This is a genomic window from Massilia varians (assembly GCF_027923905.1).
Classification (GTDB): domain Bacteria; phylum Pseudomonadota; class Gammaproteobacteria; order Burkholderiales; family Burkholderiaceae_D; genus Telluria; species Telluria varians_B.
In genome coordinates, this window is record NZ_AP026966.1 from 4,368,914 (window position 1) to 4,392,440 (window position 23,527).

The following is a 23,527-nucleotide window of genomic DNA, read 5'->3' on the forward strand; positions in this document are numbered from 1 at the left end:
GGTTATAATGGCGCATGAAAAAATTACAGCTTCTCGGGAATATTACTCCCGCCCAGTTCCTGCGCGATTACTGGCACAAGAAACCGCTCTTGATCCGCCAGGCCATCCCGGGTTTCAAACCCCTGCTCAGCTTCGCGAAACTGGCCGAACTGGCGCGCCAGAACTACGTCGAATCGCGCCTGGTCACCCTGCGCGGCGGCCAGTGGGACATGCAGCACGGTCCGCTGACCGAACTGCCGCAGCGCAGCGAACGCGAGTGGACCATGCTGGTCCAGGGCGTCAACCTGCACGACCAGCGCGCCGACGAGCTGCTGCGCCAGTTCCGCTTCGTGCCGGATGCCCGCCTGGACGACCTGATGGTGAGCTACGCCAGCGACGGCGGCGGCGTCGGCCCGCACTTCGATTCCTATGACGTGTTCCTGCTGCAGGCGCAGGGCAAGCGCCGCTGGCGCATCAGCGCCCAGCAGAACCTGGACCTGGTCGAAGGCCTGCCGCTCAAGATCCTGGCCGACTTCGAAGCCGAGGAAGAGTTCGTGCTGGAACCGGGCGACATGCTCTACCTGCCGCCGCATTACGCCCACGACGGCGTGGCCGAGGGAGAATGCATGACCTACTCGATCGGTTTCCGCTCGCCTTCCTTCCAGGAACTGGGCGAAGCCTTCCTGCAGTTCATGGCCGACTCGATCGACCTGCCGGGCCGCTATGCCGACCCGGACCTGACGCTGGCGAAGAACCCGGCCGAGATCCCGCGCGACATGCTCGCGACCGTGACCGAGGAACTGAACAAGGTGCGCTGGGACGAAGAGGACGTCACCATCTTCCTGGGCGAATACCTGTCCGAGCCGAAGCACAACGTGTTCTTCACCGGCCCGGCCAAGCCGCTCACGGTCGGCCGCTTCATGGAAACCGCGGCGAAGAAGGGCTTGAAGCTGTCGAGCAAGACCCTGATGCTCTACCGCGGCAAGAGCGTCTTCATCAACGGCGAATCCTTCGCCGTCGGCCGCGCCGACAAGGTGGTGCTGGACGTGCTGGCCAACGAGCGCCGCATCGACGGCGAACTCCTGGGCAGCGCCACCGACGACGTGCTGGAAGCCCTGTACACCTGGTACCAGGACGGCTGGGTGGAACTGGGCTGAGCGGGAGGCGCCATGCAGGAAGCGGCAAGCGGCAACACGGTTCGCTTCGACACCCGGGCGGAATGCGAAACGCAGTGGCGCGCCTGCCTGGCCGCCGCCCGCACCCGCCTCGACCTGTTCGACCCCGACTTCGCGGTATTCCCTTTGGGAAGCAGCGAAGTCGATGCGCTTCTGCGGGAATTTTTCAAACGCGGCGGCGTGCTGCGCCTGGCGCTGCACTCGCCCGCCCACATCGAACGCCACTACCCGCGCTTCCTGCGCATGCTGCGCGACTATGGCCACCTGCTCGCTTGCCGCAACACGCCGCAAGGCCTGCGCCAGCTGAGCGATTCTTTCTGCATCGCCGACGATTTGCACATCGTGCGCCGCTTCCACAGTGCGCACATGCGCGGCGAAGCCAGCTTCGCCGCCCCGCAAGCGGTCGAACTGGCGCGCCAGCGCTTCGATGCGATCTGGGATGAATCTTTTCCTGTCCTTCAGTCAACCATCAGCGGCTTGTGAACGTTATAAGCGTGTTGTTACCAGTTGGCGGCGATATCGTTTCATCTTGTAACAATATGAAGCTTATTAAACCGCAAAATACTTTCGCCAAGGAATGAGTTCGCTATTGCGATTCAGTAAATTTGGCTATAATATCGGGTCAGGAAGGTTCCGTTGCCTATTTGGCAGGTTTGCCTTTAACGAAAGCACGAAAATTCCTCTGAGCAATAATTACCGGTAATTATTATTCAAACAAGCAGTACTTACTTTTGAAATATTAAGGAAAATCATGAAAAAATCCCTGCTGATCGTTTCCCTGATGGCTGTTGCTCTGGCTGCTTGCAGCAAGAAAGAAGAAGCTGCTCCGGTCGCTCCGGCCGCTGTCGAAGCTCCTGCTGCTACCGATGCTGCTGCTACCCCGGCCGCTACCGACGCAACCACCGCTGCTCCGGCCGCTGACGCTGCTGCTGCCGCTTCGGAAGCCGCTTCGACCGCCGCTGACGCAGCTGCTGCTGCTTCGACCGCTGCTTCGCAAGCTGCTGACGCTGCTGCAACCAAGTAATCAGCGCGATCTGATTCAAGACCGGCCTGCGGGCCGGTTTTTTTTCGCCCCACGCTTTTCCTCGTCCAGGCGGCAGGCGTAAAAAAACCGGCCATCAAGGCCGGTTTCCGCACGGGGCTTGCACCCCTGAATTATTTCAGCTCATCCGCCAGCAGCTTCAGGATCTTGGCGCCGGTCTCGCCGGCATCCGGCTTGCCGTCGTTGGTCTGCACGCTCACCTGGCTGGTCGAGGCGCCCTGCTCCGCCTTGACGATTACGCGGTAACGCTGGGCTTCCTTGGCCTTGTCGTCCGCGCCGAAAGTGAACAGCTTCTTGAAGAAGCCATCCTTGTTGGCCGCATCCGGATCGACGTAGCGCACGAAGTACACGCCCTGCACGCGGTCGCGGTCTTCGACGGTGAAGCCGACGCGGTCGAGCGCCAGGCCGACGCGGCGCCATGCGCGGTCGAAGCCTTCGTTGACTTCCACGGCATTGCCGACCAGCGTGGCCTGCTGCGGCGCCACCGGCGCGTTCGCGACCATGGTCTCGGCCGGCTTGGTCTCCTTGACGCCGGTGAGCTGGGCCACCAGGCGGCCCAGGAACTGCGCTTCCAGGCCGGGATCGTTCGGGCGCACGGTCCAGATCGTGGTTTCCTTCTGGGCGCCCTGCAGCACTTCCTCGGCGCCGCGGTGGCTGATCCAGATCTCGGTCGAGCCGTCCGGCAGGCGCTCCAGGCGGGTGCGGAACTTGTCGCGCTCGCCGGTCGAGTAGGCTTTGTCGAACACCCGGCCGAGAGCGTTCCGGATGAAATCCTGTGGGATCTTGGAACGGTTCTCGACCCAGTTGGTTTCCATGGTGCCGGTCGTGGCCGACTCGGTCTCGATGGCGAAGCCCTGGTTTTCCCAGAACTCGCGCAGCTGCGGCCACAGTTGTTCCGGGGTCTGCTTGACCACCAGCCAGCGCTGGTCGCCGTTACGCTGCACGCTCACGGCATCGGTCGAGACCGGGCCGATCGGCTGCAGCGAAGCGCCTGCCATCGCACCCGGCACATTCTGTGCGCCCATCTGCTGCTGGAAACTGGATGCGGTCGCCACGCCCTTGCCGTCCGGGACGGCATAGCGGTTGTCGCGCTGCAGCGCGGTCAGGTCCGGCGGAACTTCCAGGTTGGCAGCCTTCTTGGCGCCACGGTAGTCGACCTTGTCCGATTCGAAGATGGTGGTGCAGCCGGCGAGGCTCAGCGCGATCGTGGTCAGCGCGAGGGTCTTCATAGTGCGATTTGTCATGTCGTTCGATATCAGTTACCAGGAACCGGAACCCTTGCGGGTTCAGGAAGAAAGAAGGCCCGCCTGGGCCAGTGCGCCACGGACGGTATCGTGGAAGGACGAGCCCAGCGGCGCCAGCGGCAGGCGCAGGCCCGACGGGATCCTGCCCATCTCGGCCAGGGCCCACTTGACCGGCACCGGGTTCGGCTCGACGAACAGCTTGGCGTGCAGGTCGAGCACGCGGTTGTTGATCTCGACCGCGCGCGCCACGTCACCGGCCATGGCGGCGACGCACAGTTCGTGCATCGCGCGCGGCGCCACGTTGGCGGTCACCGAGATGTTGCCGGCAGCGCCGCAGAACATCAGGGCCATCGCGGTCGGGTCGTCGCCCGAGTACACGCCAAAGGACTTGTCGACCATGCGCAGCAGCTCGATGCCGCGGCCGATGTTGCCGGTGGCGTCCTTGATGCCGACGATGTTGTCGATCGGCGCCAGGCGCGCCACGGTCTCGTTGCTCATGTCGGCAACGGTGCGGCCCGGGACGTTGTACAGGATGACCGGCAGGTCGACCGCTTCGGCGATGGCCTTGAAGTGGCGGTACATGCCTTCCTGGGTCGGACGGTTGTAGTACGGGACCACCTGCAGCGAGGCGTCGGCGCCGACGTCCTTCGCGTGCCGGGTCAGCGCGATGGCCTCCACGGTGGAGTTGCCGCCCGCGCCGGCGATCACCGGGATGCGGCCGGCGGTGTGGTCCACCGCGATCTTGATCAGTTCGGCATGCTCCTCGGGGGAGACGGTGGCCGATTCGCCCGTGGTGCCGACGATGACGATGCCGTCGGTACCTTCCGCGATGTGCCAGTCGATCAGCTTGCGCAGAGAGTCGCGGTCAAGACTGCCGTCCTCGAACATCGGGGTGACGATTGCTACGATGCTGCCCTTAATCATATGCGTTGGCCGTGCCGTAAAGTAAATAAAAGTTGGATTGTAGCGGATCGCCCGCCTCTATGGTTCATTCGAACCCACATTATGGTCGAGCTTTGCCTCGGTTTTGGCAAAGCCGTGGCCGGCCGCGCACAGGCGCTGCACCTGCGCTGGGTGGGGCCGGTCGAGGTGGCCGTCTTCGAAGGCCAGCACCTGCAGCCCGCCAGCGCGCGCCAGGCCCAGCAGTTCTTCCGGCGCCAGCAGGAAATCCGGATTCGACGGCTTGCCGTAGATCTGGTTACCCTGCGCAAACGTCTCGTAGATCAGGATGCCGTCCGGGCGCAGGCTGGCGGCCAACTGTGGGAACAGCGGGCGGTGCAGGTAGTTGGTGACGACGATCAGCGCGAAACGGCCCGGCTCGAAGGGCCAGACGGCATCCTCGGCCTCGAGGTCGTGCTGCAGCGTGGTCACGTTCGGGCCGGCAAGCGGGCCCAGCAGTTCCGGATTGCGGTCCAGCGCGGTCACCCGCATGCCGCGCGCCGCCAGCAGGCGCGTGTGGCGGCCGCTGCCGCAGGCCAGGTCGAGCGCTTCGCCGGCCTTTGCCAGCGGCGCGAAGCGTTCGACCCAGGGCGAGGCCGGCAGGTTCATCATGTTCATGTGAGCAGCAGGGTCAAGGGCGACGCGATCAGCTGCAGCAGGATGCGGCCCAGGTTCATCACCGGCATCACCCAGAAGGCCAGCAGGTTCATGAAGATCAGGCCCAGCACGATGAAGAAGCCGTAGGGCTCGATGCGCGCGAACTTGTAGGCCAGGGCGTTCGGCAGCAGGCTGGTGAGCACGCGGCCGCCGTCCAGGGGCGGAATCGGCAACAGGTTGAAGGCGAACATCAGGAGATTGGCGAACAGGCCGGCCTGCGCCACCTTGTGCGGGAACTCCTCGCTCACGCCGAAGGCGACCAGCAGCACCGCCAGCACCAGCCACAGGAAGGCCATGATGAAGTTGGCGCCGGGGCCGGCGAGGGCCACCCAGGCCATGTCGCGCTTCGGGTTGCGCAGGCGGTTGAAGTCGACCGGCACCGGCTTGGCATAGCCGAACACGAATCCGGTGGTGAGGTACAGGGCAATGGGAATCACGATGGTGCCGAAGATGTCGACGTGCACCAGCGGGTTGAGTGTCATGCGCCCGGCGGCATAGGCGGTGTTGTCGCCGAAATAGCGGGCGACGTAGGCGTGGGCGGCTTCATGCAGGGTAATCGCAAAGAGGACGGGCAGCGCGTAGACGGCAATGTTACGTATCAGTTCAGGATCCATGTGCGCGATTTTATCAGGTCCGCCGGACCCGCCTGTTAGGAGAAGCTGAAGACCTTACAGGCCGAATGCCGCCGGATCGCCCCTGCCCGCGCGCACCAGTTCCGGCACCGGCCCGGTCAGATCGATGACCGTGGTCGCCTCCAGCGTGCCGGCGCCGCCGTCGATCACCAGCTCGATCTGCTTGCCGAGGCGCGCCAAGACCTCGTCGGGATCGGACAGCATGTGGTCGTCGCCCGGCAGTTGCAGCGTGGTGCCGATCAGGGGCTCGCCCAGTTCCTCGATGAGGGCCAGCATGATCTGGTTTTCCGGCACGCGCACGCCGATGGTCTTGCGCGACGGATGCGACAGGCGGCGCGGCACTTCGCGCGTGGCCTCCAGGATCACGGTGTAGGGGCCCGGCATGGTCGCCTTGAGCAGCCGGTACTGGGTGTTGTCGACGCGCGCGAAGTGCGCGATCGCGGACAGGTCGCGCACCAGCAGGGTCAGGTGGTGCTTGTCGTCGACGCCGCGGATGCGGCGCAGCTTCTCGACCGCGGCCTTGTCGTCGAGGCGGCACACCAGCGCATAGGCCGAATCGGTCGGCGCGGCCACGATGCCGCCGGCGCTGATGATCTGGGCGGCCTGCTTCACCAGGCGCGGCTGCGGGTTGTCGGGATGGATCTGGAAGTGCTGGGCCATGGGTACCGCCTTTCTTCTTGATTGTTAGCGAAGCGCCTGCAGCGCCGCGATGCGTTGCTCCATCGGCGGGTGGGTCGAGAACAGCGCGCCCCAGCCGCCGCCGCTGCCCGAGATGCCGGAAGCGGCCATCGACGAGGGCAGCGCGCCCGGCGCCAGGCCGCCGAGACGGGCCAGCGCATGCTGCATCGGCACCGGACTGCCGAGCAGCTTGGCCGAGCCGGCGTCGGCGCGGAATTCGCGCTTGCGCGAGAACCAGGCGACGATGATCGAGGCCAGGATACCGAACACGATCTCGCACACGAACACGGTGACCATGTAGCCGATGCCGGGACCGCGGTCCTCGCTGCGCAGCAGCACCTTGTCGACGAAGTAGCCGACCACCCGCGCGAGGAACACGACGAAGGTGTTGACCACGCCCTGGATCAGGGTGAGCGTGACCATGTCGCCATTGGCGATGTGGGCCACCTCGTGGCCGATCACGGCCTCGACCTCGTCCTGGTTCATGCTGGCCAGCAGGCCGGTGGACACCGCCACCAGCGCGGAATTCTTGAACGCGCCGGTGGCGAAGGCGTTCGGCTCGCCATCGTAGACGGCCACTTCCGGCATGCCGATGCCGGCGCGCTCGGATAGCCGACGGACGGTGTCGACCAGCCAGCGTTCGGTGCCGTTGGCGGGGGTCTCGATGACGCGCGCGCCGGTCGACCATTTGGCCATCGGTTTGCTCATCAGGAGCGAAATGAAGGAGCCGGTGAAACCGATCACCAGCGAGAACACGGCCAGGTTGCCGATGTCGATCCCCTGCCCCGTGACGGCGCGCCCCACCCCAAGCAGGTTGAGCACGAGCGACACCACCAGCACGACGGCAAGGTTGGTGGCAAGGAACAGGACGATGCGTTTCATGAACAAGCCTCCTGGCAACGGGATGATGTCAGGCTGCCAAGATTGGGCTGTCCAGTCGAAAATTCAAGTAGGGGTGATCTGGTCCAGTGGACCAGATCACGCTCTGTCGTCAGCGCGTTCAAACTTCGGATGAGTTGCCACAGTGCTTGCACTAGCTGAACGCGCGGACGGCGAAGCCGTCCACCCTACCTAGAACCAGTCGTGCCAGACCGGCTTGAGGCCCGCCGGCAGCGGCGGCAGCTCGGCGAACTCCACCCTGGCCTCGCCCGGTGCATGGAAATCCGTCCCGCGCGAGGCCAGGAAGCCATAGCGCCGTGCCAGCTCGGCGTAGATCTGGTACTGGTCCGGCGTATGGCTGCCGGTCACCACCTCGATGGCATTGCCGCCCAGCTGGCGGAATTCGTCGAACAACGCCCCTTCGGCGGTGTCGCTGAACGGGTAGCGGCCCGGATGCGCGATTACCGGGATGCCGCCGGCGCCGCGGATCCAGCCGACCGCATCCGACAGCGTGGCCCAGCGGTGCGGCACGTAGCCGGGCCTGCCCTCGGTGAGATACTTGCGGAACACTTCGGAGGTCGAACCGCAGGCGCCGATCTCGACCAGGTAGCGGGCGAAATGGGTGCGCGAGATCAGGTCCGGGTTGCCGACGTAGCGCAGCGCGCCCTCGTAGGCACCCGGAATGCCGGCATTGTCCAGCTGGGCCCCGATTTCCCTGGCGCGTGCCTGGCGGCCGTTGCGGGTCGCGGCCAGGCCGTCGATCAGGGCCAGGTTGTCCTCGTCGATTTGCAGGCCGACGATGTGGACGGTCTCGCCCGCCCAGGTCACCGAGATCTCGACCCCGGCCACGAAACGCATGCCGAGCTCCCCGGCGGCCTTGCGCGCGGCCTTGATTCCGCCGATCTCGTCGTGGTCGGTCAGCGCCCACAGGTCGACGCCGCCCTGGCGCGCATAGGCGGCGACGGCGGCGGGTGCGAGCACGCCGTCGGAGACGTTGGAATGGCAGTGGAGATCGGCTTTCATGGCACGGCAATGTCATTGGCGATTGGAGCGAAACATTGTACGCGCCAATGCGCCTGCCGTGCTGCTACAACAACCGATCAGTTGGCTTGCAGCATCGAACGGACGGTGCCCTCTTTCGCCAGCACGTAGTCGTGGCCGGCCAGCACCAGGTTGGTGCTCGGCTGGATCACCTTGACGTTGATAAAGACCGCCTCGCGGGTCTCGGCGTACGAGCCCACCACCACCGCCTGGGCGTTGTGGGTGCTGGCCACCTCGCCGATCTCGCGCGTCAGCATCAGCTCGCCCTGTCCGCGCTTGAGGTAGACGCTGTTGCGCAGCTTCATCTCCAGCATCTTCATGCCGCCCTGCGCGAGGCGGGTCGAGAGCTGTTCCGACACCAGCCGGCCCAGCATCGAGGTCTGCTCGAGCGCGTCGATGTTGACGATGGTGGCCATGATCAGGGGCTTTTCGTCGCCCAGCTTGCCGCGCAGCTGCAGCGCCAGCGCATCGGCGGCGCGGTAGTTAGCGGCAACGAAGGCATTCGCCGACACCGAGGTGTAATTGGTGTCGTCCCTGGTCGTCGAGCAGGCGCCCAGCAACAGGGGCAGCGCGAGGACCGCGGCGCACAGGGTCGGGATTCGCTTCATGGCCTCAGTGCTCCGTGCTTAATGGTTGCGGACCGCGAAGGTCCTGGTAGGTTGCGCCGCCGCGTCGTACAGCGCGCGGTCGCTGTCGGTGGTGTAGTACACCGAGGTGGTACGCGCGTAGTAGCGCGCGTCGTCGGCCAGCGACAGGCTGACGACGATCTCGGTCTTCGGCGTGTCGCCGGTGGCACTGGGAACGGAACCAGGAATAGGCGTCCTCGGCGAAGATGGCGGCGGTCGCCAGCCACTCGACGGTGTGGTCGATGTCGGTCAGCACCCAGGCGCCCGCCACCAGCAGGCTGCGCTCGCCGGCGAACTCGTACTGCGGACGCTTGGCAGAAAATGCGACGACTTGCGTGTCGGGTTCGATGCGCAGGGTATTCGCATCCGGCACCTTGACCACGATGTAGCCCTCGTTGACCAGGGCCGTGACCAGGTGGCTGCTCACGCCCTGGGCAAAGGCGCTCGACTGCTGCGCACTGACGTACAGCGGGCGCTTGGCGTTCACTTTCAGCGAAGGCGCCAGCTGGCCGGCCATGTGGCGTGCGATGACGCCCCAGTGCGCGGCCGCCTGCAGCTTGGCCTGCTGGGTGCTGGGGAAATTGGTGGCAACCGGGGCCGGGCTGTAGGGAATGGCGCAGCCCGCCATCAGGAGGGCGCCGCAGAGCGCGAGGCCGGCTCGAAATCGCACGTGTGTCCTGTCAGTCTGAATCGACGGCGCAGGGGCGTCGGGTCGGTTGCGACTGTAGCGCAGGCGTTTCCGTGCGGCAATTATTGCCGCATTGCCTGAGGGCTGCTTACAACGCTAGGCCGGCACCTCGGCGCCGCTCAGGAAGGCCTCGATCATCCGCGCCAGCAGTTCCGGCTGGTCGTGGTGCAGCATGTGCCCGGCCTCCGGCATCATGCGCGCCGTGACCTGGGCCAGGTGCTCGCGGCGGCGGTCGATCTCCGCCCTGGCCTGCTCCTTCGGCCCCATCCAGCGCCACATCTCGGTGTCTTCCGCCTCGACCCACAGCACCGGCGCCGTGATCTGGGTCCAGCAGGCCAGCACCTCGTCGGCATGGTACAGCAGCGGTCCGGTCATCTTGTGCGCCGGGTCGCCCAGGATGCGCCACTGGCCGTCCGCGTCCCTGGCAGCCCAGTGCCCCGCCAGGAAGGCGGCCCGCTCTCCGGACAGGCGCGGATTGGTCTTCTGCAGCCGCGCCGCCACCTCGTCCAGGCTGGCGTAGCCGCGCATTTCCGGCTTGGCCTTCAACTCGTCGAGCCATTTGGCAAAACGGCCGGGCGCCTGCGCGGGGCGGGTCGCCGGCAGGCCGAAACCTTCCAGGTTGATGAGTTTAGCGATGCGCGCGGGGCGCACGCCCGCGTACAGGCTGGCGATGTTGCCGCCCATGCTGTGACCCAGCAGATTGACCGGCTCGCCCGGCGCATAGTGGTCGAGCACCGCTTCCAGGTCGGCCAGGTAGTCGGGGAACCAGTAGGTGTCCGAGTGCGAGCGCTCGCTCAGCCCGAAACCGCGCCAGTCGAAGGCGATCACGTGCCAGTCGCCCTCGAGTGCGTCGACCACGAACTGGAACGAGGCGGCGACGTCCATCCAGCCGTGCTGCATGAAAATCTTCGGAGCGCCCTCGCGGCCCCAGTGGCGCACGTGGGTGCGCAGGCCGCGGATGTTGAGGAATTCGGAACGGGAAGCTGGCATAGGTAAGTAAAAACGCGAGCGAAAAGGAGGTCAAAAAAGTACGACCGTTCGCATTATACCGCGACGACCTTGATTTCGTCTTGCCCGGCCCCATTTGGCATCGACCGGACGATCGCGGACAGGGCGTTTACAATAGCGGCATTTCCATCTTCCGCGAGCACATCCATGGCGATTTACCAGCTGGGCGAGCATGCGCCCGAGATCGATCCCTCGAGCTTTGTGGCCGATTCGGCAACCCTGATCGGCAAGGTCACGCTCGAGGCGAATGCTTCGGTGTGGTATGGCGCCACACTGCGCGGCGACAACGAGCGCATCACCATCGGCGAAAACAGCAACGTGCAGGAAGGCACGGTGATGCACACCGACATGGGATTCCCGCTCACGCTGGGCAAGAACGTGACGGTCGGCCACCAGGCCATGCTGCATGGCTGCACGGTCGGCGACGGTTCGCTGATCGGCATCCAGGCCGTCATCCTGAACGGCGCCCGGATCGGCAAGGGCTGCCTGGTGGGTGCCGGCGCGCTGGTCACCGAAGGCAAGGAGTTCCCGGACGGTTCGCTGATCCTCGGTTCGCCGGCCAAGGTGGTGCGCACCCTGACGGAAGAAGACATGCTGCGCCTTCAGGCCAGCGCCGCGAGCTACGTGGCGCGCGGCCAGCTGTTCGAGGCGCAGCTCAAGAAAATCGGATAAAGAATGACTACAGATACCCGTGACACCCTCCAGAAATTCATCTTCGATAACGCTGCCGTGCGCGGCGAGCTGATCGAGATTTCCGACACCTGGCGCGAGATCCAGGCCCGCCACGCCTATCCCAAGGCGGTGCGCGGCGCCCTCGGCGAAATGGTGGCCGCAAGCGCCTTGCTGTCGGCCAACCTGAAGTTCAACGGCGCCATCGTGATGCAGATCTTCGGCGACGGCCCGGTGCGCCTGCTGGTGGTCGAGTGCGACGCCCAGCTGCGCATCCGCGCCACCGCCAAGCTGGCGCCGGACGCCGAGCTGCCCGACGACGCGACCCTGGCCCAGATGTTCAACGTACACGGCAAGGGCCGCTTCGTGATCACGCTCGACCCGGTCGACAAGGTGCCGGGCCAGCAGCCCTACCAGGGCGTGGTTCCCCTGACGGGCGATGACATGGCGACCGTCATCGAGAACTACATGCTGCGTTCGGAACAGATGGATACCCGCCTGTGGCTGGCGGCCGACGACCAGGTCTCGCGCGGCCTGCTGCTGCAGAAGCTGCCGCGCCACAGCGGCAAGGACGACCAGCAGAAGCAGGCCTCGGAGGCGGAAGACCTGGAAACCTGGAACCGCGCGGTCATGCTGGGCCAGACCCTCAAGCGCGAGGAGCTCCTGAGCACGAACATCGAGACCCTGCTCAAGCGCCTGTTCTGGGAAGAGACCATCCGCGTATTCGATCCGCAGCATCCGCAGTTCCACTGCAGCTGTACGCGTGAGAAGGTCGGCAACATGCTCAAGATGCTGGGCCAGCCGGAAGTGGACTCGGCCCTGGCCGAACTGGGCGAACTGGGCATCAACTGCGACTTCTGCGGCAAGCACTACGCCTTCGACAAGGTCGATTGCGCCCAGCTGTTCGCCAGCGATACGCCGGTAGAGACCATGATGCCGGCGAGCGGCAGCATCAACTAAGCCGGCGCATTCGTTTCCCGCAGATGGGCGGCCTTGCCGCCCATCTGCCGTTTACGGCCCGGGCGCGACGGACGCCTCGGCGAACTCGTACACCACCAGCGCCTCGTCGTCCCAGCTCTTGTCGCGCAGCGGCGCATGATAGCCTTTTCCTTCGTCAACCAAGGGCAGCCTGGCCTTGCGCTCGCCCGACACCACGGTGGCCGACACCAGGCGCTTCGGCGCACGATAGATGTAGCCAGTCATCGGCAACCTGCACAGGCCGCCTGCCGCGACGGCCCCGGCGCGGTACAGCAGCGGTATTTCTTCCCTGCGTACGGCAACGCCGACTTCACATTCCAGCCGCAGGTCGCCCAGGCGCCGCGCATTCGACGGCACACCCGGGGTGCGTACGTGCGGGCGCCAGCGGATCTCGGCCTTCTTGCGGTTCGAGACGAGATCTGCCTGGTCGTCGAAGGCTTCCTGGCTGCGCGGCAGCACGAAGGTGCCGTTCGCATCAAGCGGCAGTGCGATATTGACCGTATCGCCGGCGATGCGCAGTTGCAGGCCTTCGGCTTGCGCCGGCTTGCCGTCCTTCGTCCACAGCTCAAAGCGCAGGTCGGCCTTGGGCGCCAGCGCACGTTTTTCTTCCCATGCATCGAGGCCGCGGACCATGCGGCGGTAGGGCATCAGTTCCGGATCCTTGATACTGCTGACTTCGACCCTTTCGGCGGTAGGCGGCGCTTGCGGCGGCGTACTGTCCTGGGCAAATGCGGGTGCGGCCATCGCCAGCAGCGTGGCGATGATGGCAAGTCGCTGCATGCACGATCCTCGTCGGTAATAATGCCATGCATTGTAAAGACAGTAGCGTTGCCAATACGCACACATTCTCACTGCCCCGCATTTGAACCGGGACACTCAAAATGCGCATTTTTTGCAGCGGTGCTAAGCTGACGCATCTTTGACAGTGTTGTCATTTCCTCACAAACACTGCACTAACCTCAGGAGAAAAACGATGCACATGGATACCGGAATCAGCACCGAAGACCGCGCCAAGATCGTCGACTCGCTCTCGACCGTCCTGGGCGACGCCTTCATGCTTTACCTGAAGACCCACAACTTCCACTGGAACGTCACCGGGCCGATGTTCTCGACCCTGCACGTGATGTTCGAAGAGCAGTACACCGAGCAATGGAATGCGCTGGACGAGATCGCCGAGCGCATCCGCGCCCTGGGCCATTTTGCCCCTGCCACCTCCAAGCGTTACGTCGAACTGTCGAGCATCAAGGAAGAGCCGGAAGTGCTGTCGGCCAAGGAGATGATCCGCCAACTGGTCGAAGGCAATGAAATCCTGGTGCGCACCATGCGCCAAGGCGTCAAGGTTGCCGACGACCTGGACGATTTCCCGACCGCCGACATGCTCACCACCCGCATGGAAGTGCACGAAAAGAATGCCTGGATGCTGCGCTCCTTCCTGGAGCAGGGCGCCGGCGCGAGCCAGGGTGACGCCTCGTCGGATTGATTCACATCGCCGCGGTCGCCGACCGCGGTTTGCAGGGAGTCCGGGGCGTTCAGCCCCGGCCTGACATGTGCAGGTCGACCACCTTCATGATCTCGAGCGTCAGGTCGAGGTTGAATTCCTCCGCCACCAGGGCGGCCTGCAGTTCGTCGCACGGCATGCTCACGGCGGCGGCCAGCGCCCCGAGGCCGGGCGCCTCGGCCACGGCCCGCATGGCCACGGTGATGACGGCGCCGTCGCCGTCCTCGAAGGCATCGGCCAGGCAGTCGGCGATGGCGTCGAGCGAATCGAGCGCCGCGGGATTCGGGGGAGTGTGTTCTTGGGTCATGCCTGCTTCCATATCGTTTTGCTGATCATACACTGCGGCGCTGCTGGCCATAGGCATTTCGCCGCCCTACTTCCGGTAAATTCATTGTAGTCCCATTCCTACATAATTATTGTTTTAAGGAAAGTCAAACATGGGCTGGCCTTGAGGGATTCCAATACGCTTCGCCATATCGAGAGTAAGACCACCGAGCACGCCTGACAAGCGTGGAAGGATCACTCGACGGTCCCACCCCATAGGAGCGTCAATGAAGTGTATGTCCGCAGCGGCAGCAGCCTCAGTCGATCAGGAATGCAATTCCGTACCGGCTCGCCGAAAAATCACGGCCCGTTATCCCATCGCGACGATCGGCTCGCGTACCGTCCAGGGCGGGGAAGTCGTCGTGGCCGATCACGTGGTGCACATGGATGGTTTCCGCATCGCCTGCGTCGGCGACCGGGTCCGCTATCCCGACGGCAGCGAAAGCCGCATCGTTTCCGGCGCGGGCAATGCGTCGACCTTCGGCGACCGGCCGGTTGCGCTGGTCGGCAGCCACGTCGAGAACGGCGACCGGATCGCCCTGAGCCGGCAGAACATGGGAGAGATCGTGCTGTTCGAAGGCGATGCGCCGATCACGGGCCTGCTGCAGCCCGGCTACCTGCTGCCGCGCGGAAGCAGCGAAGCCTGAACCTGTGCGGCGCTGCCGCTGACAGGAAGGGCGGACCTCAGCGGCCGCCCTTTTTTTCCTTCGGGGGCGGCGGGGGCGGCGGCACCGTCATCGAGACCGCGGGCTGTTCGTCCTTGCGCAGCACCTGCACGAAGATCTCGTTCTGCTTGATCATGCCCAGTTCGTAGCGGGCACGCTCCTCTACCGCGCCGGTGCCGTCGCGCAGGTCGCGCACCTCCGATTCGAGCTTGGCATTGCGCGCCTCCAGCAGTTCGGTCTTGTCGCGGGTCTTCTCGACCTGGTCGCGCATGTCGGCGACGTTCAGCCAGCCGCCCTTCCCCAGCCACAGCGGGTATTGGATCAGCAGCAGCAGAACGGCAAGGGCGATGGTGATGAGTCGCATGGGGAGCTAGCGAAATACGAAGCCGGACCACCCGCAAGGGCAGTCCGGCCGTGGACTTACTTCGAGATTACTTCAGATTATAGAACGCGTCGCGGCCCGGGTAGGAAGCGACATCGCCCAGGTCTTCCTCGATGCGCAGCAGCTGGTTGTACTTGGCCATGCGGTCCGAACGCGACATCGAGCCGGTCTTGATCTGCAGGGCGTTCAGGCCAACCGCGATGTCCGCGATGGTCGAGTCCTCGGTTTCGCCCGAACGGTGCGAGATCACGGCGGTGTAGCCGGCGCGCTTGGCCATCTCGATGGCGGCGAAGGTCTCGGTCAGGGTGCCGATCTGGTTGATCTTGATGAGGATCGAGTTGGCGATGCCCTTCTGGATGCCCTCTTTCAGGATCTTGGTGTTGGTGACGAACAGGTCGTCGCCCACCAGCTGCACCTTCTTGCCCAGCGCGGCGGTCAGGGTCGCCCAGCCTTCCCAGTCGCCTTCGGCCATGGCGTCCTCGATCGAGATGATCGGGTACTTGTCGCACCAGGTCGCCAGCATGTTGGTGAAGTCCTGGGCCGACAGGGCCAGGCCGCCCTCGCCTTCGAGCACGTACTTGCCGTCCTTGTGGAACTCGCTCGCGGCGCAGTCCAGGCCGAGGGCGATGTCCTGACCGGCCACGTAGCCCGCCTGCTCGATCGCCAGCATGATCAGCTTGATCGCTTCTTCATGGTTCGCCACCGACGGGGCGAAGCCGCCTTCGTCGCCGACCGCGGTGTTCAGGCCCTTGGAATGCAGGATCTTCTTGAGGGTGTGGAACACTTCGGCGCCCCAGCGGATCGCTTCCTTGAAGGATGGCGCGCCGACCGGGATGATCATGAATTCCTGGATGTCCAGGTTGTTGTCGGCGTGGGCGCCGCCGTTGATGACGTTCATCATCGGGACCGGCAGCTGCATCGCGCCCGAACCGCCGAAGTAGCGGTACAGCGGCAGGCCGGCTTCCTCGGCGGCTGCCTTGGCCACGGCCATCGACACCGCCAGCATGGCGTTCGCGCCCAGGCGGCTCTTGTTCTCGGTACCGTCGAGATCGATCAGGGTACGGTCCAGGAAAGCCTGCTCGTTGGCATCCAGGCCCATGATCGCTTCGGAGATCTCGGTGTTGATATTCTCGCAAGCCTGCAGCACGCCCTTGCCGAAATAACGCTTGGGGTCGCCGTCGCGCAGCTCGATCGCTTCGCGCGAACCGGTCGAGGCGCCCGAAGGAACGGCGGCGCGGCCCATCACGCCCGATTCCAGCAGGACGTCGCACTCGACGGTCGGATTGCCGCGCGAATCAATGATTTCGCGGCCGATGATATCAACGATAGCACTCATGTTTTACAGTCTCCGGAAGGTAAAAAAGCGGTGGCAGCTACTTCGTAGCCAAGGCGCTCAGCATTCTAGCAAATGCGCGCGTGCGCCCGGCCGCCGGACGCACGCAGATTGGCGCTGTCTTGATGGTTTACTTGAAGCTGGCTTCGAGGAAGCCGGCCTGCTTGACGATGCGGTCGATCTCGACCAGCGTGGTCAGCAGTTCCTTCATGCGGCCGAGCGGCACCGCGTTCGGGCCGTCCGACATGGCGTTGGCCGGGTCCGGATGGGTTTCCATGAACAGGCCCGCCACGCCCGCGGCCACGGCCGCGCGCGACAGCACCGGCACGTGCTCGCGCTGGCCGCCGGACGAGGTGCCCTGGCCGCCCGGCAGCTGCACCGAGTGGGTCGCGTCGAACACCACCGGGCAGTTCGATTCGCGCATGATGGCCAGCGAACGCATGTCCGAGACCAGGTTGTTGTAGCCGAAGGAGGCGCCGCGTTCGCAGGCCATGAAGTTATCTTCCGGCAGGCCCGCTTCGCGCGCGGCGGCGCGGGCCTTGTCGATCACGTTCTTCATGTCGCCCGGCGCCAGGAACTGGCCCTTCTTGATGTTGACCGGCTTGCCCGAACGCGCGCAGGCGTTGATGAAGTCGGTCTGGCGGCACAGGAAGGCCGGGGTCTGCAGCACGTCGACCACGCTGGCCACCTGCGGGATCATCTCTTCGTCGTGCACGTCGGTCAGGACCGGCACGCCGATCTCCTTGCGCACGTCGGCCAGGATCTCCAGGCCCTTGTCCATGCCCGGGCCGCGGAAGGACTTGCCGGACGAGCGGTTGGCCTTATCAAAAGAAGACTTGTAGATGAAGGGAATGCCCAGCGCGCTGGTGATTTCCTTCAAGGTACCGGCGGTGTCGAGCGCCATCTGGCGCGATTCGATCACGCAGGTACCGGCGATCAGGAAGATCGGATGGTCGAGGCCGACGTCGAATCCGGCGAGTTTCATGCTGTCTCTCCTTGCAGTGCCGGCGCGCTGTTCGCCGCCGCGTTGGTATTGCCCGCCTGGTGCTTCAGGGCAGCCTGGATGAACGCGGTAAACAGCGGGTGGCCGTTACGCGGGGTCGACTTGAACTCCGGGTGGAACTGCACGCCGATGTAGAACGGGTGCGCGTTGTCGCCGCTGCGCGGCAGTTCCATGATCTCGAGCAGGTCTTCGTTCGGGGTGCGCGCCGACACCACCAGGCCGGCCGCTTCGATCTTCGGCAGGTAGTAGTTGTTGCCTTCGTAGCGGTGGCGGTGGCGCTCGGTCACGACATTGCCGTAGATGTCGGCCGCCAGCGTGCCGGGTTTCACGGCGCAGGTCTGGGCGCCCAGGCGCATGGTGCCGCCCAGGTCGGAATTCACGTCGCGCTTCTCGACCTTGCCGTCATGGTTCTGCCATTCGGTGATCAGGGCGACCACCGGCTGGTCGGTTTCCGGATCGAACTCGGTCGAGTTGGCGTTCGGCAGGCCGGCGATGTTGCGCGCGTATTCGATCAGCGCGACCTGCATGCCCAGGCAGATGCCGAGGTAAGGGATCTTGTTTTCGCGGGCGTAGCGGGCCGCCAGGATCTTGCCTTCCACGCCGCGCTTGCCGAAGCCGCCCGGCACCAGGATGGCGTCGTACTTGGCCAGGTGCTCGCAGCCCTTGCTTTCGATCTCTTCCGAATCCAGGTATTCGATGTTGACGCGGCTCTCGGTATGGATGCCGGCGTGGCGCAGCGCCTCGGTCAGCGACTTGTACGATTCGATCAGGTCGACGTACTTGCCCACCATGCCGATGGTGATCTCGTGCTTCGGGTTTTCCATGGCGTGGATCAGGCGCGTCCACATCGACAGGTCGGCCTTCGGCGCTTCCAGTCCCAGGGCTTCGAGGATGATGTCGTCCAGGCCCTGGTCGTACAGCACCTGGGGCACCTTGTAGATGGTATCCACGTCCCACACCGAAATCACGGCCTGCTCTTCGACGTTGGCGAACAGCGAGATCTTGGCGCGCTCGTCGTCCGGGATGCGGCGGTCGGCGCGGCACAGCAGCGCGTTCGGCGAGATGCCGATCTCGCGCAGCTTCTGCACCGAATGCTGGGTTGGCTTGGTCTTGAGCTCGCCGGCCGAAGCGATGTAGGGCACCAGGGTCAGGTGGACGAAGGCGGCGCCCTTGCGGCCCGAACGCAGCGACAGCTGGCGCGCGGCTTCCAGGAAGGGCAGCGACTCGATGTCGCCGACGGTGCCACCGATCTCGACCAGCGCCACGTCCACGCCTTCGGCGCCGCGGCGGATGAAGTCCTGGATCTCGTTGGTGATATGCGGGATCACCTGCACGGTCTTGCCGAGGTACTCGCCGCGGCGTTCCTTGCGAATCACCGATTCGTAGATCTGGCCGGTGGTGAAGTTGTTCACCTTCTTCATGCGGGTGCTGATGAAGCGCTCGTAGTGGCCCAGGTCCAGGTCGGTCTCGGCGCCGTCATCGGTGACGAACACTTCGCCGTGCTGGGTGGGGCTCATGGTGCCCGGGTCCACGTTGATGTACGGGTCGAGCTTGAGCAGGGTGACTTTGAGACCGCGCGATTCGAGGATCGCGGCGAGGGAAGCGGCCGCGATCCCCTTGCCCAGGGAAGACACGACGCCGCCAGTGACGAATACGAATTTGGTCATTTGTACTGAAGGTGCCGAATGGCACGCGCGGGAAATAGAAATTATACCTTAAACCGCGCAAATACTTCTGGTCACCGTGCCAACTGCCCCCAGAAAGCGCGCATTCGGGCCCATTACCCCGGAAAACGACGGCATCTGCATGACCCGCGGCAAACGCCCAAGAATATGCCCTATCAATTGACCGAGCAACGGGGGTGCCACCTATACTGCGATTTTGCCCGGCCGATCCATGCATACCTTGACTGAGCTGCCCACCGACGTCCCCGCCGCCCCCGAGCTCGAGACGCCATTCGCGGCCCCGCAGCCACGCACGCTGGCGCTCGGCTTTACCGGCGACGGCCGCGAATACTTCCGCATCTGGGTGGTCAACCTGCTGCTCACCCTGGCGACGCTCGGCATCTATTCGGCCTGGGCCAAGGTGCGCCGGCTACAGTATTTCAACCGCAACACGGTCCTGGCCGGGGCGAGCTTCGATTTCCACGGCAATCCACGCGCCGTGCTGGCGGGCCGGCTGCTGTCGGTCGTGCTGCTGGCGGCCTACCACTACGCCTTCGGCTTCTCGACCGCCTTCGGGGCGGCGGTGGTTGCCATCCTGCTGCTCGCCTTCCCCTACCTGATGCGCGGCGCCCTGCGCTTTCGCCTCGGGAACACCAGCTACCGCGGCCTGCGCCTGGGCTTCGACGGCTCGGTGGGCCAGGCCTACCTGGCCTGGCTGCCGCCCGCGCTTGCGGTGGTTCTGCCTGGCACCATGCTGGCCCTGTATCCGGAACAACCCCAGCTGGGAGCGCTCATGCTGCCGCTTTACCTGGCATGGCCGCTGATGCATGCCCGTATCCGGCACTTCCAGCACGCCCACCTGCTGTTCGGCGACCAGCATTCCCGCTACGACGTCCAGGCGCGCCGCTTCTACCGTTTCTACCTGGTCTCCTGCGGACTCGTCGTGGTGGCCACCATCGCCGCATTCGCGGCGGCCTATGTCGCCGGCAAGGCCGCCGGGAGCGACGACCGCACGTCCGCGCTTGCCGGATACCTCATCGGCATCGGCATGCTGTACCTGTTCTACCTGGTGACCGTTCCCTACATGCAGGTGCGGGTGTCGAACCTGGCCTGGTCGAACACCCGCTTCCCCGGCATCCGCTTCCGCTCAACCCTGCCGGCGCGCGCCTCCATGGTGCTGCAGACCAGGAATGCCCTGTTCACTGTCCTGAGCCTGGGCTTGTACCGCCCGTTTGCCGTCGTCAACGTGTACCGTTTCCGGCTGGCCCACCTGCACCTCGAGGTCGACGGCGACATCGACGCCGCTTGCGCACGGGTGGCGACCCGCGGCGGCGCGGCCGGCGACAGCGTCGCCGACGGCTTCGGCATCGACCTCAGCTGGTAAGGGAGACTTCATGAACGCAGCCCACTACTTCGATGGCCGCAGCGCACGCCTGCACCTGGTCGACCTGAGCGCCGGCGATGGCAGCATCCACCTGCGCGGCGAGGCCACGCGCAGCTACCCGGCGTCCAGCACGCGCCTGGCCGAACCCTTCCGGAACGCCCCGACCATGCTCTATTTCGAGGACGGCAGCCAGGCCGAGGTCCATGACCCGGCAATGCGCGCGGCGATGGCCGAGGCGCTCGGCTACCGCAAGTCCTGGGTGCTGCGCTGGCAGGAGCACAGCGCCGCCGCACTGCTGGCCCTGGTCCTGCTGGTGGGTCTGATCCTGTCTGGATGGCAGTGGGGCATCCCGGCGCTGGCCGATCGCCTGGCGAGCCGGGTTCCGCCATCGGCCGACCAGGCGCTCGGACGCAATGCCCTGGACCTGCTCGAGCGCCAGGGCATCCTCAAGCCTTCGCGCCTGAGCGAGGACCGCATCGCGGCACTGGCCGCCATCCTGCAGCGGATCCAGCCGGAAGCGCCGCGCATTGCGCTGCGCCTGCGGGTGTACGCCGCCCCCCAGCTGGGTCCGAACGCACTGGCCTTCCCCGACGGAACCATTGTCCTCACCGATGAGATCGTGCGCGCGGTGATGGGCAGCTCCAACGACTTCGATGCCGAGGCAGCGGCGGCGCTGGCCGGCGTGCTGGCCCACGAGGTCGGCCACATCGAGCAGCGCCATAGTGTCCACACGCTCACCCGCTCGTCGCTCACGGCGGCGCTGTCGGCCACGCTGTTCGGCGATTTCAGCGCGGTCGCCGCCGGCCTGCCGGCGGTCGTGAGCAACATGGCGTACTCGCGCGCGATGGAACTGGCCGCGGACGACTACGCGGCCGAGGCGCTGCGCGCGCGCGGCATCCCATTGAGACCGCTGGCGGACCTGTTCGACCTGCTCGAGGCGCGGGCCGACAAGACACCGGCATTCCTGCGCCGGGCGATGTCCTACACGTCCTCGCATCCCGATGCCTACGCGCGCGGCGAGCGCCTGCGCAAGTCGGCGACCGGCCAGCGACAGTAAATGTTGTAAATCGACGATACGGCTGAGACCATGTAAAGATAAAGCATGCGTTTACATTTCAGTTGGGCAATAATTCTTGCTTTCCATTTGCATGTTTGGTAGGTCGCAGGGCTTGCCGAGCCCATCGACCTATGCGCACGTTTAACAATCTCGGCATCGGCATCCGCCTGGCCGTCGGCTTTACCCTCACCCTCGTCATGGCGGTCCTGATCGCCGGCTCCGGCATGTGGCGTCTCGAACAGGTCTCCAGCGCCGCCCGCGACACCCTGGCGGCGCCGCTCACCAAGGAACGCCTGATCGCCGAGTGGTACACCCAGATTTTCGCGGCCGTGCGCCGCACCGCCGCCATCGTCAAGAGCAGCGATCCCTCGCTGACCGCCTATTTCAAGGAGGACGCCGCCGCCACCGCCAAGACCTCCGCCGACCTGGTCAAGCAGATCGAAACGCTGATCGCGGGCGAGCAGGAAAGCGCCCTGTTCAAGCGCATCACCGAGCAGCGCAAGCTGTACGGCGCAGCGCGCGACAACGCCGTCAAGGCCAAGGCCGAGGGCAACCAGGAACTGGCCGACCAGATCCTGGAGCAGTCCTTTACTCCGGCTGCCAGGGCCTACCAGGAATCGATCCGTGAACTGGTGGCGATGCAGCGCGCCCACATCGCCGCCACCGCCGCCGGCATCGATGCGACCGCCAGCCGCGGCCAGGCGATCATCGCCGGCCTGACGGCGGGCGCCGTACTGCTCGGCGCGCTGTTCTCGTGGATGCTCACGCGCGGCATCACCGGCCCGATCCAGGCTGCCGTCCGGGCTGCGGAAACCGTGGCCGCCGGCGACCTCACGGCCCGCATCGACGCCGACACGAAGGATGAGACCGGCGCCCTGCTGCGCGCCCTCGGCCACATGAACGACAGCCTGGTCAGGATCGTCAGCGAAGTGCGGAGCGGCACCGACACCATCGCCACTGGCTCGGCGGAAATCTCGGCCGGCAACTTCGACCTGTCCGCACGCACCGAGCAGCAGGCCGGCGCGCTGGAGGAAACCGCGGCCTCGATGGAAGAACTCACCACCACGGTGCGCCAGAACGCCGACAATGCGCGCCAGGCCAACCAGCTGGCGATCACCGCGTCCAGCGTGGCCCTCGATGCCGGCAAGGTGGTCGACCAGGTCATCACCACCATGGGCTCGATCAACGATTCGTCGAAGAAGATCGTCGACATCATCGGCGTCATCGACGGCATCGCCTTCCAGACCAATATCCTGGCGCTGAACGCGGCCGTGGAAGCGGCCCGTGCCGGCGAGCAGGGGCGCGGCTTCGCGGTGGTCGCCTCCGAGGTGCGCACCCTGGCCCAGCGCTCGGCCGCAGCGGCCAAGGAAATCAAGCTGCTCATCGGCGACTCGGTCGAGAAGGTCGACGCCGGCACCCGACTGGTGGACCACACCGGCGACACCATGGAGCAAGTGGTCACCTCGATCCGCCGCGTCACCGACATCATGGCCGAGATCGCGTCGGCCAGCCAGGAACAGACCGGCGGCATCGAACAGGTCAACCAGGCGATCGGCCAGATGGACCAGGTGACCCAGCAGAACGCAGCCCTGGTCGAAGAGTCGGCCGCGGCGGCGGCGTCGATGCAGGACCAGGCGGCCCGCCTGGCCCAGCTGGTCGGCGTGTTCAAGCTGGACGCCCATGCTCCGGTCGCCACGACCGCAGTCGCCACTGCCGCGTCGCGCAGCCTGGCGCTTCCGGCCAAGCCGGCGGCGTGGGTTGCGAAACCGGCGCCGGCAAGTGCACGTGCCGCCGCGCGTACCGAGGCCGAGGAATGGGAAACCTTCTGAGTCTGCCGTAAAAAAATGATGAAACGCCCGGCCAAGCGCCGGGCGTTTCGTTTATATCCTTTCCAATTCGCAAATCCAAGTGTCAAATCGGCCATGATTTGACGATTTTGCGCGACACTCGGGCGCAGCCCCCTGTTGTTTCCTTGACGCACT

The 23,527-nt window shown here is 65.3% G+C and carries 26 protein-coding genes; 10 read left to right on the forward strand and 16 right to left on the reverse strand.

Translation table 11 applies throughout. The features are described from left to right. Positions 1 to 14: 14 nt before the first annotated feature. The 3 genes from MasN3_RS19735 (at position 15) to MasN3_RS19745 (ending at position 2,178) form a co-directional block, all read left to right on the forward strand. On the forward strand, positions 15 to 1,136 hold the full coding sequence (locus MasN3_RS19735; protein WP_281909524.1) for a cupin domain-containing protein: 1,122 nt from the start codon (positions 15 to 17) through the stop codon (positions 1,134 to 1,136). Between the two features lie 12 nt (positions 1,137 to 1,148). Beyond that, entirely contained in the window at positions 1,149 to 1,637 is a 489-nt protein-coding gene (locus tag MasN3_RS19740) for a DUF7931 domain-containing protein (RefSeq protein WP_281909525.1), read from the forward strand. Positions 1,638 to 1,905: 268 nt separating this feature from the next. Continuing rightward, positions 1,906 to 2,178, forward strand: coding sequence for a hypothetical protein (locus MasN3_RS19745; RefSeq protein ID WP_281909526.1), 273 nt, complete (start codon positions 1,906 to 1,908; stop codon positions 2,176 to 2,178). Positions 2,179 to 2,309: 131 nt separating this feature from the next. Here the strand turns inward: MasN3_RS19745 and bamC are convergent, their stop codons facing one another. The 10 genes from bamC to MasN3_RS19795 all read right to left on the reverse strand — a co-directional run bounded on the left by bamC (position 2,310) and on the right by MasN3_RS19795 (position 10,570). Continuing rightward, positions 2,310 to 3,440 carry an outer membrane protein assembly factor BamC gene (gene bamC / locus MasN3_RS19750; protein ID WP_281909527.1) on the reverse strand — a complete coding sequence of 377 codons (1,131 nt, stop codon included), beginning with the start codon at positions 3,438 to 3,440 and terminating at the stop codon, positions 2,310 to 2,312. A 42-nt stretch (positions 3,441 to 3,482) separates the two neighbouring features. Further along, entirely contained in the window at positions 3,483 to 4,364 is an 882-nt protein-coding gene (gene dapA / locus MasN3_RS19755; RefSeq protein WP_281909529.1) for a 4-hydroxy-tetrahydrodipicolinate synthase, read from the reverse strand. 57 nt (positions 4,365 to 4,421) lie between these two features. Next, on the reverse strand, positions 4,422 to 4,997 hold the full coding sequence (locus MasN3_RS19760) for a class I SAM-dependent methyltransferase (RefSeq protein ID WP_370662307.1): 576 nt from the start codon (positions 4,995 to 4,997) through the stop codon (positions 4,422 to 4,424). Next, positions 4,994 to 5,650, reverse strand: coding sequence for a site-2 protease family protein (locus tag MasN3_RS19765; protein WP_281909530.1), 657 nt, complete (start codon positions 5,648 to 5,650; stop codon positions 4,994 to 4,996). Before MasN3_RS19765 ends, MasN3_RS19760 begins: the two co-directional genes overlap by 4 nt. A 54-nt stretch (positions 5,651 to 5,704) precedes the next feature. Beyond that, the gene (locus MasN3_RS19770) at positions 5,705 to 6,328 is read right to left on the reverse strand and encodes an L-threonylcarbamoyladenylate synthase (RefSeq protein WP_281909532.1); all 624 of its coding nucleotides are present in this window, start codon (positions 6,326 to 6,328) and stop codon (positions 5,705 to 5,707) included. A gap of 24 nt (positions 6,329 to 6,352) precedes the next feature. Then, positions 6,353 to 7,228: a protease HtpX gene (gene htpX / locus MasN3_RS19775; RefSeq protein ID WP_281909535.1), complete on the reverse strand. Its 876-nt coding sequence runs from the start codon at positions 7,226 to 7,228 to the stop codon at positions 6,353 to 6,355. A 189-nt stretch (positions 7,229 to 7,417) separates the two neighbouring features. Further along, on the reverse strand, positions 7,418 to 8,248 hold the full coding sequence (locus MasN3_RS19780; protein ID WP_281909536.1) for a 3',5'-nucleoside bisphosphate phosphatase: 831 nt from the start codon (positions 8,246 to 8,248) through the stop codon (positions 7,418 to 7,420). 77 nt (positions 8,249 to 8,325) lie between these two features. Continuing rightward, positions 8,326 to 8,874, reverse strand: coding sequence for a FlgO family outer membrane protein (locus MasN3_RS19785; RefSeq protein WP_281909538.1), 549 nt, complete (start codon positions 8,872 to 8,874; stop codon positions 8,326 to 8,328). 4 nt (positions 8,875 to 8,878) lie between these two features. Beyond that, positions 8,879 to 9,562 (reverse strand): hypothetical protein, encoded by a 684-nt coding sequence (locus MasN3_RS19790; RefSeq protein WP_281909541.1) that lies wholly within the window; start codon positions 9,560 to 9,562, stop codon positions 8,879 to 8,881. Positions 9,563 to 9,676: 114 nt separating this feature from the next. Then, on the reverse strand, positions 9,677 to 10,570 hold the full coding sequence (locus tag MasN3_RS19795) for an alpha/beta fold hydrolase (RefSeq protein WP_281909544.1): 894 nt from the start codon (positions 10,568 to 10,570) through the stop codon (positions 9,677 to 9,679). 165 nt (positions 10,571 to 10,735) lie between these two features. On the opposite strand from MasN3_RS19795, the gene MasN3_RS19800 reads away from it, so the two are divergent. Continuing rightward, positions 10,736 to 11,260, forward strand: coding sequence for a gamma carbonic anhydrase family protein (locus MasN3_RS19800; RefSeq protein WP_281909545.1), 525 nt, complete (start codon positions 10,736 to 10,738; stop codon positions 11,258 to 11,260). A 3-nt stretch (positions 11,261 to 11,263) separates the two neighbouring features. Next, positions 11,264 to 12,217 carry an Hsp33 family molecular chaperone HslO gene (hslO, locus tag MasN3_RS19805; protein WP_281909547.1) on the forward strand — a complete coding sequence of 318 codons (954 nt, stop codon included), beginning with the start codon at positions 11,264 to 11,266 and terminating at the stop codon, positions 12,215 to 12,217. 51 nt (positions 12,218 to 12,268) lie between these two features. Here the strand turns inward: hslO and MasN3_RS19810 are convergent, their stop codons facing one another. After that, positions 12,269 to 13,015, reverse strand: coding sequence for a hypothetical protein (locus MasN3_RS19810; protein ID WP_281909549.1), 747 nt, complete (start codon positions 13,013 to 13,015; stop codon positions 12,269 to 12,271). A gap of 193 nt (positions 13,016 to 13,208) precedes the next feature. On the opposite strand from MasN3_RS19810, the gene MasN3_RS19815 reads away from it, so the two are divergent. Next, the gene (locus MasN3_RS19815) at positions 13,209 to 13,715 is read left to right on the forward strand and encodes a Dps family protein (RefSeq protein WP_036214244.1); all 507 of its coding nucleotides are present in this window, start codon (positions 13,209 to 13,211) and stop codon (positions 13,713 to 13,715) included. Positions 13,716 to 13,764: 49 nt separating this feature from the next. Here MasN3_RS19815 and MasN3_RS19820 read toward each other — a convergent pair whose 3' ends face one another. Next, on the reverse strand, positions 13,765 to 14,040 hold the full coding sequence (locus MasN3_RS19820; RefSeq protein WP_281909551.1) for a hypothetical protein: 276 nt from the start codon (positions 14,038 to 14,040) through the stop codon (positions 13,765 to 13,767). Positions 14,041 to 14,293: 253 nt separating this feature from the next. On the opposite strand from MasN3_RS19820, the gene MasN3_RS19825 reads away from it, so the two are divergent. Next, positions 14,294 to 14,704 (forward strand): PAAR domain-containing protein, encoded by a 411-nt coding sequence (locus MasN3_RS19825; RefSeq protein ID WP_281909554.1) that lies wholly within the window; start codon positions 14,294 to 14,296, stop codon positions 14,702 to 14,704. Positions 14,705 to 14,741: 37 nt separating this feature from the next. On the opposite strand, the gene ftsB is transcribed toward MasN3_RS19825, so the two are convergent. The 4 genes from ftsB to MasN3_RS19845 form a co-directional block, all read right to left on the reverse strand. Beyond that, a complete protein-coding gene (gene ftsB, locus MasN3_RS19830) occupies positions 14,742 to 15,086 on the reverse strand; it encodes a cell division protein FtsB (RefSeq protein WP_281909555.1) in 345 nt (114 codons plus the stop codon). A gap of 67 nt (positions 15,087 to 15,153) precedes the next feature. Next, on the reverse strand, positions 15,154 to 16,440 hold the full coding sequence (eno, locus tag MasN3_RS19835) for a phosphopyruvate hydratase (protein WP_281909557.1): 1,287 nt from the start codon (positions 16,438 to 16,440) through the stop codon (positions 15,154 to 15,156). Positions 16,441 to 16,567: 127 nt separating this feature from the next. Next, positions 16,568 to 17,422: a 3-deoxy-8-phosphooctulonate synthase gene (kdsA, locus tag MasN3_RS19840; protein ID WP_281909559.1), complete on the reverse strand. Its 855-nt coding sequence runs from the start codon at positions 17,420 to 17,422 to the stop codon at positions 16,568 to 16,570. Beyond that, positions 17,419 to 19,107, reverse strand: coding sequence for a CTP synthase (locus MasN3_RS19845; protein ID WP_281909562.1), 1,689 nt, complete (start codon positions 19,105 to 19,107; stop codon positions 17,419 to 17,421). The genes kdsA and MasN3_RS19845 overlap by 4 nt, the downstream gene beginning before the upstream one ends. Positions 19,108 to 19,336: 229 nt before the next feature. Here MasN3_RS19845 and MasN3_RS19850 point away from each other — a divergent pair, with 229 nt between their 5' ends. From MasN3_RS19850 to MasN3_RS19860, 3 genes are all read left to right on the forward strand, one after another. Further along, positions 19,337 to 20,488 (forward strand): YjgN family protein, encoded by a 1,152-nt coding sequence (locus MasN3_RS19850; protein WP_281909564.1) that lies wholly within the window; start codon positions 19,337 to 19,339, stop codon positions 20,486 to 20,488. 10 nt (positions 20,489 to 20,498) lie between these two features. Then, positions 20,499 to 21,545 (forward strand): M48 family metallopeptidase, encoded by a 1,047-nt coding sequence (locus tag MasN3_RS19855; protein ID WP_281909566.1) that lies wholly within the window; start codon positions 20,499 to 20,501, stop codon positions 21,543 to 21,545. 131 nt (positions 21,546 to 21,676) lie between these two features. Further along, positions 21,677 to 23,374, forward strand: a complete 1,698-nt coding sequence (locus tag MasN3_RS19860; RefSeq protein ID WP_281909567.1) for a methyl-accepting chemotaxis protein — start codon at positions 21,677 to 21,679, stop codon at positions 23,372 to 23,374. The last annotated feature ends 153 nt before the right edge of the window (positions 23,375 to 23,527 follow it).